Source organism: Paraburkholderia sp. RCC_158 (assembly GCF_041355255.1).
Classification (GTDB): domain Bacteria; phylum Pseudomonadota; class Gammaproteobacteria; order Burkholderiales; family Burkholderiaceae; genus Paraburkholderia; species Paraburkholderia graminis.
Genome location: NZ_JBFUPM010000001.1, coordinates 605752 through 620003 on the forward strand (window position 1 = coordinate 605752; position 14252 = coordinate 620003).

The window sequence follows — 14252 nt, forward strand, 5'->3', positions numbered from 1 at the left end:
CGGAAGCTAGAAACAGGCACGTTCAGAAGTTCGAGAAGAACGCCCGTGCCGCGAGCATGCAAGAGCCCGCAACCAGTTCTCCATGATAAGAACGCAATACCGCTGACGCGCCGCCGTCCGTTGCGCCTGCGGCCACCGCTTGTTTCGAAACGTCGGCCTTCGCGTTCGCAAAACCGCGCTTGAGCGCCGCGAACGAATCGTCGGCTCCGGTGACGGGCGAGTCGACATCCAGCACCGAAGTGAGTCCCGCCGGCACTTTCGCGTTGAGCCAATACGCCTGCTCGATGCGTGCGTTGAAGAAGTACACCATCGGATCGGCTCCGCCGCCGCACAGTAGCACTGGCGTCTTTGGCACCCAGTTGCGCAAATCATTACGCTTGAACGCCTGTCGCAGCGGATGCAGCGGATTTGCCGCGGGCTCGACGCTTGCCGTTGCGTTGGGGAACGCGCCGTCAGGATTCGCCGCGGCGTCTTCGAGAAGCGCGCGGCGATAGCTGTTGCGCACGAGATTGGCGTCGCCGAAACCGGCTACGAATAGCCGTGTCAACGGAGGTGGCGGGAGTGCCGGCGATGCGGGCGGCGTCATCGACTGAAACTGCGCGGCAGGCGGCGTGCTGCTGAAAAGATGCGACGGCGGCAACTTTCGCTGCGAGAAAATGGTGTCGAGCGATTGCTCGCTCGGCAGCAGTTGTTCGATGTTGGGTGCGTAGGCGGCTTCGAAGAAGTCGTCCGGCTTGCGGTACAGGTTCTTATAGGCATGCTGATAACCGGTCACGACCAATGTCGTGAAGAGCGTCGAGCCGAGACTGACCTGGCCTGCGCTGATGGCGTCGGCAGTAGCGGCAAGCGCATACGGGCCCGAACCTGGCGCGGAGGCTGTCACACTAACGCCCGCTGCCTGCAACGCGCGATGCGTTGCGAGCGCAACGAAACCGCCTTGCGAATAGCCGGTGATGAACAGCTTGCCGTTCTCGCGAATTGCTGCCCGTTTGCCTTCGTCGTTGAGCACGACGCGCGCCGCCCGCAGCGAGTCGATCATATCGGCGGACTGCTGGTCGGCGTTCAGATAAGGATGGTACGGAAGATCGGAACCGGCATAGCCCGCATAGTTGCTCGCCGCGACGATGTAGCCGTGAGCCGCGTACATCGCGGCGACGCTGAGGCCTTCGCCCGCGCCGCCGTTCTCCGGGTCGCTTTGCGTCACGTCGGCGAGGTTGTACTTGCGATACGCGGTGGTGCCGTGCGCATACAACATCATGGGACGCGGCCCGCTGCACGTCGCGGACTCGCCGTGCGGGATCATCAGTGCGCCGCTCGCTGTTGCCGGTTCGCCGGCAGCGCCGATGGTGCGATAACGGTAATAGACGATCTGCACGCCGCAAGCAGGCGCGCCCGCCATTTGCATGAGTTGCTGTCCGGAGGGGCTTGACGAAAGCAGCTTCGACAACGCTGCAGCATTCAACCGCGAGGTGACCCGATGATCGAGCAGTTGGCCGCGCGCGCGGCATGCTTTATCGCACGACGAGTCGGCTTGCGCTGGGCCGCCCGCGGTCAACGCAATACATGACAGCAGTGCCAGGGCTGCGATGCGGGTGGGTTGTGGCATGCGGGGTTGCTCCGGGACATGGATTGGCTTCACACGCGTCAATATGCCCGGTTGGTGCTGATGGGACAATACCGCTCGCTTCGTCCGATCGCCCTAACCCAATTCGCAACACCACCTTCCCCAATCACAACGCCCGAAGTCGCGAACCCGCCCACTTGCTTTTCCCCGCACGCCCCGCCGCCAAACCCGCCGCCTCCCCTCGCCCATCCGACTGAACCTGGAACGTATGAATCGACGCCTCCAGCAGCCTCGCCTGCTCGGTCAACGTCTGCGCGACCGCGGCGGCCTGCTCGACGAGCGCGGCGTTCTGTTGCGTCACGCTGTCCATCTGCGAGACCGCGTCGCCGACCTGATCGATGCCTGCGCTCTGCTCCGACGCAGCCGCGGCGATGTCGCGCATCACGCCCGAGAGCCTTCCAATCGCCTCGCTCGCCGCCTGAATCGTGGTGCCGGTTTTGTCGACCAGTTCGACGCCGTTCTCCACGCGCCCCACCGCGCGGCTGATCAGCGTGCGAATTTCCTTCGCGGCGGCCGCGCTGCGCTGCGCCAGCGTGCGCACCTCGCCCGCCACCACCGCGAAGCCGCGCCCCTCGTCGCCCGCGCGAGCCGCTTCGACGGCTGCGTTCAGCGCGAGAATGTTGGTCTGAAAGGCAATGCCTTCGATCACCGAGATGATCTCCACCATCTTGTGCGATTCCGTCGATATTTCCTGCATCGTCGACACCGCTTCGGCCGCCATCTGTCCGCCATGCGTGACGATCTGCTCGGCGCTCGCCGTCAGTTCGCTCGCCGTCTGCGCGTTCTCCGACGTCTGCCGGACCATCGCGGTCATCTGCTCCATGCTGGCCGCGGTCTCTTCGAGCGAAGCGGCCTGGCTCTCCGTCCGCGCGGACAGATCCGTATTACCGGCGGCAATTTCGCGCGCGCCCGTCGCGACCTTGTCGGCCGCGCCGCTGATCTGCACGATGGTGTTCGCAAGCGCGTCGCGCATCTGCCGCATGGTGTGCAAAAGGCTCGAATCGTCGCCGGTGCGAATGTCGATCGGAATGACGAGATTGCCTTGGGCGATTTCACCGGCGACATGCGCGACGTAGGCCGGGTCGCCGCCAATCGTGCGTTGAATGCTGCGATTCGTGAACGCGACGAGCGCGGACAGCAGCAGCGCCACCGAGGCGAACATGCCGCCAAGCACATAGAGCGACTGCATGAACGCGGCGTCGATATCATCGACATAAGCGCCGGTCGCGATGATCCAGTCCCACGGCGCGTAACGCACGACGTAACCGATCTTGCCGACCGCGGCGGACGGCGGATTGCCTGGATGCGGAAACACATAATCGACGAAGCCGCCCTCTGGCGCCTGCGCCACCGAGGCGAAGGTCACGTAGTGATGACGGCCGTCGGCATCCTCGACGCCTGCAAGGTCCTTGCCGTTCGTCGCGGGTTTCATCGCGTGCATGATCATGCGCGGCTTCGAATCGAGCACGAGGAAGTAGCCGTCCTCGCCGTAACGCACGTTGCGCAGACGCTCGAGCGCCTGCTTGCGCGCGTCGGCCTCGCTCAGCGCCCCGCTTTGCGCGAGCGACGCGTACTCCTTCACGATGCTGAGCCCGACGTGGCCCACGTTTACGAGGTCGTGCTTGCGCTCTTCGATGCGCGTCTCGCGCGACAACCACGCCGCCGACACCGACACGGCGAGCAGCGCGAGCAGGCTGACGACGAGCGGCAACCAGAGCTTCTGCTTGAAATTCAATCGGTGCATGCTCACGTCCCTGTTTCGTCCGGTTCAGGAAGGTCGATGACCGGCTGCACGAACCGCCGATGATTCCGGCCGCCATGCCGCATCACACGACCACTCGACCTGTTTATCGGCAGCGATAAGGGCGGCATGTGTAGAGACAAACCCTTTCGGTGCGCGCCCTCAGTTGAAAGCGCGCATTGCCGCGGACGCGACGCAAGCCGCTCGACGTTTTCGCATGAAGCAAACCCTTAAGTTCCATCAAGCGCTGTCGTTTACATGGCATGCGGCCGTTATTCGATATTCGCGTCGCATATGGAAACGTCAACAGTTCGCTCATCCGGCAGTTTCTTTACCGGATAAGAACATTAAAAAATAGTCCCTACTCGAAATGAAAAAACTCTTCGCCAGTTTCGCTATTGCCGGCACTTTGCTGACCACGGGTTGTGCAACTGTTGCGCCAATGTCGCCGACCACGGCCATGAGCTCCGTCGATACGAGCAAAAACTCCTACGCATTGATGACGGTGACGCTTAAAAACGCTTATCACACGAGCTATCAGCCGAGTCCCATCGTCGTGCACATGGAGCGCGGCGCCGCGGATAGCCGCGCCGACCGCCTCAATTTCAAGTTCGACGATCAGGCGACCACGACGAGCGACAACGGTAATCACTATTTCGTCCGAATTCCGCTCGCGCCCGGAAAATATGTGATGCGCGGCATCACCGGACAAAGCGGCATATTCCCATTTCACGGCATGTTCTTTACGCCGCTTCACGAAACCGTGGAAATCAAACCGAATTCGATCGTGTACCTTGGCCACGTCGACGCCACCGTGGTCGAACGCAAGGACGGTGAGTTGCGCGCGGGGCCGGTTATTCCACTAATCGATCAGGCAGCAACCGGTTTTAGCGGCGGCACCTGGGATATTCGCGTCAGCGACGAGTTCGATCAGGACGTGGCGGAATTCAAAAAGGATTTCCCGGCGCTGACGAACGCTTCGATCGAGCGCGAAGTTCTCCCCGCGTGGGACAAGCAGAAAGCGACCGAATGGTGGGCCAATCACTAAAGCCTTTGCCTGATCGATGAACCGCGTGCGAGCGCGCTGCTGGTTTGATGCGCTCGCACGCTTTCCTCTGAACAAAAACCCACCACCAATAGTTTCAATTAAGGGCTAACCCGTATAATGACGAAGTGGTCAGACAACTCGGCTCACGGTTGTCTCGATCTCGCGCGGTCCCGCGCTCCATCGTCAATCGTTCTCCTGCCCAGATCCGTGACTACCACTGCCGCTGCTGCCGCGCTGCCCTTCCGGAACGCCCTCTTCGCGATGCTCGGCATCGGTCTCGTCAACATGCTGGTCGCGCTCGATCAAACGGTCGTCAGTACCGCGCTGCCGTCGATCGTCGCGGAACTGCACGGCTTCGAGTACTACGCGTGGATTGCGAGCGCGTATCTGCTGGCGTCGGTCGTGACGGTGCCCGTGTTCGGGCGTCTCGGCGATTACTTCGGCCGCAAGCGCTTCGTGATCGCAGCGGTCATCACGTTCACGGTGGCGTCGGTGCTGTGCGGCGTCGCGAACGACATGCTGTTTCTCGTGATCGCGCGCGGCCTGCAAGGCGTGGGCGGCGGCATGATGGTCGGCACGGCGTTCGCGTCGATACCGGACCTGTTCCCCGATCCGCGCGCCCGCGTGCGCTGGCAAGTGGTGATGGCCGCGGCCTACGGCATCGGCACCGCCGCGGGGCCGTCGCTTGGCGGCTGGATGAGCGAGCATCTCGGCTGGCGCTCCACGTTCCTGATCAATCTGCCGGTGGGCGCCGCGGCGCTGTACTTCATCTGGGCGCATCTGCCGAGCTTTCAGCGTCCGCATGAAGGCGAAGTCAAGATCGACTGGCTCGGCGCCGGACTGGTGGCGGCTGTGTTGGGCGGCCTTCAGGCGTTTATCGAAGCCGTGCCGAAAGACGGTCTGACCGCGGGCAACGTGACGCTCGCCGTGTGCGTGGTCGTCGGCGCGATCGCGTTGTTCGTGTGCGAGAAGCGCGCCACGCATCCCATCATTCCGCTCGATCTCTTCAAGGACTCGCAGCTCGTCACGCTGTTCACGCTCGGCATGCTGTCGGGCTTCGTGATGTTCTCGCTGATCTTTTTCGCGCCGCTGCTTCTGCAAGGCGGGTTCGGTCTTTCTCCGCAACAGGCCGGGCTGCTTGCCACGCCGATTGCCGCATGTATCGCGCTTGGCAGCGTGCTCAATACACGCATCGTTATTCACATGAAGAAGCCGACGCGCATTCTTTCCATTGGCTTCGGGCTACTGTTGTTCGCGTCCGTCGGCATTGCGTTCGCGAACGCGGACACGCCGCATCTATGGCTTGAATTGCCGATGGCCGCGGTCGGCGTCGGCCTCGGCTTCATCCTCAACAATCTGAATGTGTTCGGCCAGGAGATTGCGGGCCGCGAGCGCTTCGGCATCACGACCGCGCTGTTGCAGTCCACGCGAATGGTCGGCGGCATGCTGGGCACGAGCATCGTGGCGACTGTCGTGCAGCATCACTATCGCGATGTGGTCACGCGCACGATGAGCGTGCTCGGTGAGCCGGCGGCCTCGCAATGGCGGCCGCGTTTCGTCGATCTGCGGATTCTGATCGACGACGCTTCGCGCCTGAAGCTGATCGCGGACATGAAGCCGTCGGGGCTCAACACGCTCGCCTTGATCGACACGGCGCGCGATGCGCTCGTGCAGTCGATTCACATCGGCGTATGGCTGACGGCCGTCGCGGCGCTTGCCGCCGCATTGCTCGTGCAGCGGATTTCGCATGTCGTGTTCCGCCGCGGTTGAACGTTGGCTCGAAGCATAAGCATCGCGCTTTGTGCCTCGAGCTGGCGGAACACGTGGCCCGCCTTACTGCGGGCCGAGCTTCCTTATCAGCGCGTCGAGCTGCGCGAGTTCTTCTTCGGTGAGATCGGTCAGCGGGGCGCGCACAGGACCGGCGTCGCGCCCGACGAGTTTCGCGCCCGCCTTCACGATACTCACCGCATAACCCGCGCGACGATTGCGAATCGCCAGATACGGCAGGAAGAATTCGTCGATCAAACGTGACGTGGTCGCGTGATCGTCCGCGGCAATCGCGCGATAGAACTGCATCGCGGTCTTCGGAATAAAGTTGAATACCGCCGACGAATACACCGGCACGCCGAGCGCCTTATACGCTGCCGCATAAACTTCCGCGGTCGGCAGGCCGCCGAGATACGAGAAGCGATCGCCCAAGCGACGGCGAATCGTCACCATCGCTTCGATTTCGCCGACGCCGTCCTTGAAGCCGATCAGGTTCGGGCAGCGATCCGCGAGCCGCTCAAGCATGTCCGCGTTCAGCTTCGAATTCGCGCGGTTGTACACGATCACGCCCATGTTCTTCACCGCGTTGCACACCTGCTCGACGTGCGCGGCAATGCCTTCCTGCGAAGCCTCGGTCAGATAATGCGGCATCAGCAGCACGCCGCTCGCGCCGAGGCGCTCCGCTTCCTTCGCATATTCGATCGCCACGCGCGTCGGGCCGCCTGCGCCCGCGAGAATCGGCACCTTGCCTTTGCAGGTTTCGGTCGCCGTGCGGATCACGTTCGTGTAGTCGGTTTTGGTGAGCGAAAAGAATTCGCCCGTGCCGCCCGCCGCGAACAGCGCGGTCGCGCCATACGGCGCCAGCCATTCGAGCCGCTCGGCGTACGTGTCGGCGCGGAAGTCGCCTTGCGCGTCGAAGTCAGTGACGGGAAAAGACAACAGGCCTTCGGATACGATCGCTTTGAGTTCTTGCGGTGAAGTCATGATTGGGTTGCGTGAAGATCGTCAATAGTGGAATGAGCGCGCCGCTCGTTCGCGTGGTTCACGTGGTTCACGTGGTTCGCGTGGCGCGCAGGCACGCATCAGCGCACGAGGCACGGACGCTTGTTGTCGAATGTCCAATTAGGAATCAGGTACTGCATCGCAACGCCGTCATCACGCGCGCCCAGGCCGTGCTGCTGATAAAGCGCGTGCGCTTTCTCGAGCTCGTCCATATCCACTTCGACGCCGAGGCCCGGCTTCTGCGGCACCTTCACCTTGCCGCCGACAATCTGCAACGGCTCGCGCGTCAAACGCTGGCCGTCTTGCCAGATCCAGTGCGTGTCGATCGCGGTGATCTTGCCGGGCGCGGCGGCCGCGACCTGCGTGAACATCGCAAGCGAGATGTCGAAGTGGTTGTTCGAATGCGAGCCCCACGTGAGGCCCCAGTCGTTGCACATCTGCGCGACGCGCACCGAGCCTTGCATGGTCCAGAAGTGCGGATCGGCAAGCGGAATGTCCACGGACTGCAACTGGATCGCGTGACCCATCTGGCGCCAGTCGGTTGCGATCATGTTGGTCGCCGTCGGCAAGCCCGTCGCGCGGCGGAATTCGGCCATCACTTCGCGGCCGGAATAGCCGTTCTCCGCGCCGCATGGGTCTTCTGCATACGCGAGCACGTCGTGTTTGTCGCGGCACAGGCGCACGGCTTCGGCGAGCGACCACGCGCCGTTCGGGTCCAACGTGACGCGCGCGTTCGGGAAGCGTTCGGCGAGGGCGGTCACCGCTTCGATTTCGGCGTCGCCCGACAGCACGCCGCCTTTCAACTTAAAGTCGTTAAAGCCATAGCGCGCTTGCGCGGCTTCGGCGAGGCGCACCACCGCTTCCGGCGTCAGCGCTTCTTCAGTGCGCAGGCCCTCCCAGTCGTCGCGCCCTTCAGCGCCGCTTGCGTACGGCAAGTCGGTCTTCTTGCGATCGCCGATATAGAACAGATAGCCGAGCATTTCCACTTCGTCGCGTTGCTGGCCTTCGCCGAGAAGCGCCGCAACCGGCACGCCGAGATGCTGACCGAGCAGATCGAGCAACGCTGCTTCGAGCGCGGTCACCGCGTGAATCGTCGTGCGCAGATCGAACGTCTGCAAGCCACGGCCGCCGGCATCGCGGTCGGCGAACTGCGTGCGCACTTTGTTCAGGATAGCTTGCAAATTACCGATCGACTGGCCGACGACGAACGGACGCGCATCGTCGATCGTCTTGCGGATATTCTCGCCGCCCGGCACTTCACCCACGCCGACACGACCGGCGCTGTCGCGCAGAATCACGACGTTGCGCGTGAAGAACGGACCGTGCGCGCCGCTCAGATTCATCAGCATGCTGTCGCGGCCCGCAACGGGCACGACGCGAAGTTCGGTGACGGTGGGCGTATCGTTTGAATTCGAAGGTTTCGTGGACATATCAACTGGACCTGGTAAGTGAATGGGCCTGACGGTGACGAGCGGTCAGTGTGCGTTGCCTCGCAGCGGATCGCGCAAGGCGTTGCCGTCGCCGCGCCGGTTGCGCGCGAGGAACGCCGCCGCGGCTGCGATCAGCGACGCAACGCCGAGGCCATAAAGACCGCCGGTAATCGAACCGGTGTGCTGCTGCAAATAGCCGAACGTGGCGGGCGCGAAGAAGCCGCCCAGATTGCCGATGGAATTGATCAACGCGATCACCGCCGCGGCGACGCGTGCATCCAGATAGCCTTGCGGAATCGGCCAGAACAGCGAGGCGGCCGCCTTGAAGCCGATCGCTGAAAAGCAGATTGCGACGAACGACAGAACCGGATTACCCGACGTCGACGCGAACAGGCCGCACGCAGCGATCACGAGCGCGACGGCCAGCCATGCCTGCTGGAAACGCCACTTCGCCGAGAGCAACGCGAAGCAGTACATCGCGACCATCGCGATGAGCCAGGGAATCGCGTTGAGCATGCCGACTTCGAAATCGGACAGACCGCCGATCTTGCGGATGATGGTCGGCAGCCAGAACGTGGCCGCGTAAATCGTCAACTGGATCGCGAAGTACAGCAGGCAGAACAGAACGATCTGCGGGTCCTTCAACAGCTTGATGGCCGGCAGATGCGCGCCGCCGTGCGCGACGCGCTCGGCCTGTTCAGCGGCGATCGCGCCTTCGAGCACGCGTTGCTCGTCGGCCGTGAGCCACGACGCGTCGCGAATGCGCGACTTCAGGAAGATCCAGCTCACCGCGCACAGCGCGATTGAGAAGCCGCCTTCGATCAGGAACATCCACTGCCAGCCGTGCAGGCCGAGTCCGCGAATCGACAGAAGGCTGCCGGTGATCGGACCGGACACCACCGACGCGATCGCCGAGCCGGACAGGAAAATCGCCACGGCCTTGCCGCGCTCTTTCTGCGGCAGCCACTGCGTGAAATAGAACACCACGCCGGGGAAGAAACCTGCCTCGGCCACGCCGAGCAGGAAGCGCAAGACATAGAACGAGGTTTCGTTGGAGACGAAGGCCATGCACGCCGCGACGACGCCCCACGTGCCCATGATGCGAGTGAGCCACGCGCGCGCGCCGTACTTCTGCATCAACACGTTTGACGGCACTTCGAACAGCGCATAGCCGATGAAGAAAAGGCCGCTGCCGAGGCCGTATGCCGCCGCGCCGATGCCGAGGTCGGTCTTCATGTGAGCGTTGACGAAGCCGATGTTCACGCGGTCGATATAGTTCGCGATGAACATGATCAGGAAAAGCGGCAACACGTGCCGCTTGACCTTCGAGACGGCGGACGCGAGAGGATCGAGTGCCGTGGTGAGAGCAGAGTTCAAGGGAGTCTCCGGTGTCGGCCGTCGGGCGGCCGTGGTCTGACGTCGCGTGCGGTTTGACGGGTCTGCTGAGGCCCAGTCAGGCCGCACGAGATATGTTGTCTGATGACAGTCTACAGCCGTTCGGAGTGGGTTTCCAATGTGGTGTTTACCCTGCGTTTCGCCGTGAATACGCTTGGTTGCAGCGTCGGCGCGGGTCTTGTCCCAGCGGAAATGGCGGCCCTTTGGCAAAATAAGACGTCTGATGTCTAGTTGAGTACCAGCCCGTCGAGAATTGCCCGGTCAATTCGCGCGCTTCATCCAACGCGTCATGGATTTTCGCGACAGACGCTATGATGGCTAATGTCCAGACGTCACCAGACGTCGCGCGCGCACGCGAGGCGCGCGTTTTCAGCCAATGATCAACCAGCCACAACACAGAAATGAGCAGCCTGACTGAGAAAGTGGTGGCCACCCTTTCCGATGAAATCCGTCGCGGCGTCCTGAGACCCGGCGACCGCATACCCACAGAAGTCGCGATGATGAAGCAGTTGTCGGTGAGCCGCTCCGTCGTCCGCGAAGCGATCTCGCGCCTGCAGGCGGCGCGGGTGGTCGAAACGCGCCACGGCATCGGCACGTTTGTGCTCGCGCCCGCCGCCGAGAAAACCATGGAACTGCCCGCCGCCGATCTGTCGAGCATGCTCGACGTGATGGCGATCATCGAATTCCGTATCGATGTGGAAGCGGCGTCGGCCGCGCTCGCCGCAGCGCGGCGCACCGAGCAGAGCCTGAAGCAGATGCGCGCGGCGCTTCTGCGCTTCGAGTCGGAACTCGAGCGCGGCAGTACCGACACGCTCGCGCATGACGTCGAGTTTCATTTGCAGATTGCGCGCGCAAGCGGCAATCGTTATTTTTTCGACGTGTTGAGCCAGTTAGGAAGCGGAGTCAGTCCGCGCACGCGCCTCGGGTCAGCGGAGATCGCGAAGCTCGATCAGATCGAAACCCTGCGCAACGTGCTCAACGAGCATCAACTGATTTATCGCGCGATCGAGCGTCAGGACCCCGACGACGCGCGCGCCGCCATGCGCATGCATCTGAGCAACAGCCGCGAACGGCTGCGCCGCGCGCATGAGTCGAGTGAGGCGGAGAGTAGGGGGCGGTGATGCGGCGAGGGCCGACCGTTTCGACTTACGGCAAGTTTGTGCAGCAAGCTGCTGCACAAACTTGCCGTGGTTTCATGTCGCAACCGGCGCCTCCACATCCAGCCCCATCAACGCGGAACTCAGCGATTTGCCGTGCGCGTCGAGCGCCAGCGAACGCGTCACGCCGCCGCCGAGCGCATCGCCGAGCACAAAATTGAATGCGGCAATGGCGGGCAGTTCATAGCGCATCACATTGCCACGCACGACGTCGCCGAGATGCGCTTTCACGCGCTCCGGCGTCAGCACGGCGCGCAAATGCTCGTAGTGCCGCGCGTCGTAACAGATGACCGAAATGTTCAGCGTGTTGCCCTTATCGCCGGTTCGGGAATGAGCAAGCTCACGTAGTTTCATCTCACGCCTCCACCATCGTGAACGCCGGCTTCACCTGCGCGCGCGGCAACAGCACCGACTGAACCGCAACCACTTCGCGCGCCGACTTCGTCACGCCGCCGCCGCCGGCCGGACCATTCGTGTACAGCGTCTCGACTTCATTGCCGATTCGCACGGCCTGCGCGAGCGATGCAGTGCGTCCGGTCACGCGCGCCCGCACTTCGTACGGCTCGCCGGAACCGGCAGCGAGCGCTTCGCCGTGCAACGCATTCACGCCGATCAGATCGAAGCGCAATTCATGCGTCTGCACGCCGGTCAACGCAAGCCGCTCGCGCACGATGTGGAGCGCGAGGCGAGCACGCGCGAGCGCACCCGGACCCGCATACGAAATCTGCCCCTCGCCGATGAAACCGTCGAAATAAGCCACCGACACTTTCAACGTATCGGTGCGCGGCGCGCCGTTGCCGCCGCTCACGCGCACACGGTCGGGGCCTTCCTGCTCGATATGCACGGCCGAGAAGTCCGCGACCACGTCCGGTTGCAAATAGCGCCGCGGGTCGTGAATCTCGTATAGCAACTGCTCCTTGCAAGTCGCCTCGGTCACGCGTCCGCCCGCTTGCGCGAGCTTCGTGATGACCACCGCGCCGTCCGGCCCGACTTCGGCGATGGGAAAGCCGAGTCTCGCGAGCGCGGGCACGTCCTTGAAACCTGGGTCAGCGAAGTAGCCGCCGGTGACCTGGCCCGCGCATTCGAGCAGATGGCCGATCACCGTCGCCTGCCCGAGCGTCGGCCAGTCGTCCATGCGCCAGCCGAATTCGTGGATCAGCGGCGCGACGAATAGCGATGGATCGGCCACGCGTCCGGTCAGAACGATCTGCGCGCCGGCCGACAGCGCGTCGACGATCGCGCCAGCGCCGAGATAAGCGTTCGCCGAGACAAGCCGCGTGTCGTAGTCCGCGACGCGCTCGCCCGATTCCTCGAAGCGGTAGTCGCCGCTGCGCACGGCGTCGAGCACATCGTCGCCCGTGATCGCTGCAATACGGATGCCGCCGAGGCCGAGCGAGCGCGCGATTTCGGCCGTCTTGCGCGCCGCCGCGAGCGGATTGGCCGCGCCCATGTTCGAGACGATGCGCACGCCATTGCGCGACGCCGCGGGCAACACCGCGTGCATGCGCGTTTCGAGCAATGGGTCGTAGCCGAGTTCGGGATCTTTGCTGCGCGCCTGTTGCGCGATAGCGATGGTCCGTTCGGCGAGACATTCGAACACGAGGTAATCGAGCGCGCCGTGTTCCGCGAGTTCGACTGCGGGCTCGATGCGATCGCCCGAATAACCGGCGCCCGCGCCGATCCGGACAACACGTTCATGCTGAGTGACTGTCATGCTGCTCACACCTGTTTGCGTCAAGCTCACAATGAGAATATCCCCAGCGCAACGCACGCAATCGTCATCACGATGCTCGCGCCGAACAACAAGGGGAACGTGAACCGCTGATGGTCGGCGAGATCGATGCCGCACAAGCCGACAACGAGAAACGTCGCGGGCGTCAACGGGCTCACCGGAAAGCCGGTCGTCATCTGACCGAGCAGCGCGGCCTGGCCGACCTGCACGGCGGGCACGCCAAGCTGCCCCGCCACTTCGGCGATGACCGGCAGGACCCCGAAGTAAAACGAGTCGGGATCGAACAGCATGCTCAGCGGCATCGACAGAATGCCGAGCGCGACCGGAATGTGGCTTGCCATCGCGGGCGGGACAAAGCCGACCGCGGCTTGCGCCATCGCCTTCAACATGCCGCTGCCCTGCATGACGCCGGTGAAGACACCGGCCGCGAGCAGAATGCCGGCCATCATCAACGCGGCGCGCGCGTGTGCGTCGATCCGTTTGCGCTGCATGTCGACGTTCGGGTAGTTGACCATCAACGCGACGCACAGGCCGACCATGAACATGATGGCGGGCGGAATTTTTTCGCCCATCACGACCATCGTGCCCAATACGACGAGCGTCAGCACGATGTTGAACCAGAAGTTTTTCGGACGACGCAAGGCCTGCTCGTCGGCTGTCAATTCGCGCTTTGGCATCGGCACCGAACCGCTTGCGGCGGTAAGACCAAGCCGCTTTTCCTCGCGGCGTCCGAGCCAGAATGCGACGCCGAATACGAACACGAGGCCGATCGCCTGAACCGGAATCAGCGGATTGAACAGCGATGAGATGGGCAGATGCAATGAAGCGGACGCGCGGATCATCGGGCCGGTCCACGGCAGAAAGTTGATGCCCGCGGCCATCGACACCGCCGCGGCCAGCACGCGCCGGTCCATCTTCAGACGATCGTAAAGCGGCAGCATCGCCGGAATGGTGACGAGAAAACAGACCGCGCCGGAGCCGTCGAGATGAATCAGCAGCGCAAGCAGCGTCGTGCCCATCACAATGCGCGTCGGCCGCGTGCCGACCGCGCGCAGAATGCGGTCGATGATCGGGTCGAGCGTGCCCGCGTCGGTGATGGTGCCGAAATAGAGAATCGCGAACACGAACATGCCGACGACGGGCGCAAGGCCCTTCAGTCCGTCGATCACGAACTTGCTCGTTTGAAAACCGAATCCGCCGATCAGCGACGCGGCGATCGGCACGATGATGAGCGCCACCAGCGGCGACATGCGTTTCGACAGAATGGCGCCGAGCAGCACGACGATGGTGGCCAGCCCCAGGAATGGCAGCATGTGCTTGTCTCCGATGTTGTTTTTTACTGCGATCCAGCGTAAT

Annotated in this window: 12 protein-coding genes; 3 read left to right on the top strand and 9 right to left on the bottom strand. The window is 63.2% G+C overall.

What is annotated here, in order from left to right:
- Positions 1-22: 22 nt before the first annotated feature.
- The 3 genes from AB6809_RS02690 to AB6809_RS02700 form a co-directional block, all read right to left on the bottom strand.
- Positions 23-1606, bottom strand: a complete 1584-nt coding sequence (locus tag AB6809_RS02690; protein ID WP_029966974.1) for a S9 family peptidase — start codon at positions 1604-1606, stop codon at positions 23-25.
- Between the two features lie 124 nt (positions 1607-1730).
- Positions 1731-3368: a methyl-accepting chemotaxis protein gene (locus AB6809_RS02695; RefSeq protein ID WP_029966976.1), complete on the bottom strand. Its 1638-nt coding sequence runs from the start codon at positions 3366-3368 to the stop codon at positions 1731-1733.
- Between the two features lie 312 nt (positions 3369-3680).
- Positions 3681-3827 (bottom strand): hypothetical protein, encoded by a 147-nt coding sequence (locus tag AB6809_RS02700; protein ID WP_307260199.1) that lies wholly within the window; start codon positions 3825-3827, stop codon positions 3681-3683.
- On the opposite strand from AB6809_RS02700, the gene AB6809_RS02705 reads away from it, so the two are divergent.
- Positions 3826-4413, top strand: coding sequence for a hypothetical protein (locus AB6809_RS02705; RefSeq protein ID WP_232292224.1), 588 nt, complete (start codon positions 3826-3828; stop codon positions 4411-4413). The two genes, AB6809_RS02700 and AB6809_RS02705, sit on opposite strands and share 2 nt — an antisense overlap.
- 261 nt (positions 4414-4674) lie before the next feature.
- The gene (locus tag AB6809_RS02710) at positions 4675-6183 is read left to right on the top strand and encodes an MFS transporter (protein WP_006047195.1); all 1509 of its coding nucleotides are present in this window, start codon (positions 4675-4677) and stop codon (positions 6181-6183) included.
- 63 nt (positions 6184-6246) lie between these two features.
- On the opposite strand, the gene kdgD is transcribed toward AB6809_RS02710, so the two are convergent.
- The 3 genes from kdgD to AB6809_RS02725 all read right to left on the bottom strand — a co-directional run bounded on the left by kdgD (position 6247) and on the right by AB6809_RS02725 (position 9989).
- Positions 6247-7164: a 5-dehydro-4-deoxyglucarate dehydratase gene (kdgD, locus tag AB6809_RS02715; RefSeq protein ID WP_006047196.1), complete on the bottom strand. Its 918-nt coding sequence runs from the start codon at positions 7162-7164 to the stop codon at positions 6247-6249.
- Between the two features lie 98 nt (positions 7165-7262).
- The gene (gudD, locus tag AB6809_RS02720; RefSeq protein ID WP_029966982.1) at positions 7263-8612 is read right to left on the bottom strand and encodes a glucarate dehydratase; all 1350 of its coding nucleotides are present in this window, start codon (positions 8610-8612) and stop codon (positions 7263-7265) included.
- 45 nt (positions 8613-8657) lie between these two features.
- Positions 8658-9989, bottom strand: a complete 1332-nt coding sequence (locus tag AB6809_RS02725) for an MFS transporter (protein WP_029966984.1) — start codon at positions 9987-9989, stop codon at positions 8658-8660.
- Between the two features lie 419 nt (positions 9990-10408).
- On the opposite strand from AB6809_RS02725, the gene AB6809_RS02730 reads away from it, so the two are divergent.
- Positions 10409-11128 carry a FadR/GntR family transcriptional regulator gene (locus AB6809_RS02730; RefSeq protein WP_006047199.1) on the top strand — a complete coding sequence of 240 codons (720 nt, stop codon included), beginning with the start codon at positions 10409-10411 and terminating at the stop codon, positions 11126-11128.
- A gap of 72 nt (positions 11129-11200) precedes the next feature.
- Here the strand turns inward: AB6809_RS02730 and AB6809_RS02735 are convergent, their stop codons facing one another.
- The 3 genes from AB6809_RS02735 to AB6809_RS02745 are packed head-to-tail and all read right to left on the bottom strand — an operon-like array spanning position 11201 to position 14209.
- Positions 11201-11518, bottom strand: a complete 318-nt coding sequence (locus AB6809_RS02735; RefSeq protein ID WP_029966987.1) for a hypothetical protein — start codon at positions 11516-11518, stop codon at positions 11201-11203.
- Position 11519: 1 nt separating this feature from the next.
- Entirely contained in the window at positions 11520-12878 is a 1359-nt protein-coding gene (locus tag AB6809_RS02740) for an acyclic terpene utilization AtuA family protein (protein ID WP_029966989.1), read from the bottom strand.
- Between the two features lie 26 nt (positions 12879-12904).
- Positions 12905-14209, bottom strand: coding sequence for a CitMHS family transporter (locus AB6809_RS02745; protein WP_029966992.1), 1305 nt, complete (start codon positions 14207-14209; stop codon positions 12905-12907).
- Positions 14210-14252 lie beyond the last annotated feature (43 nt).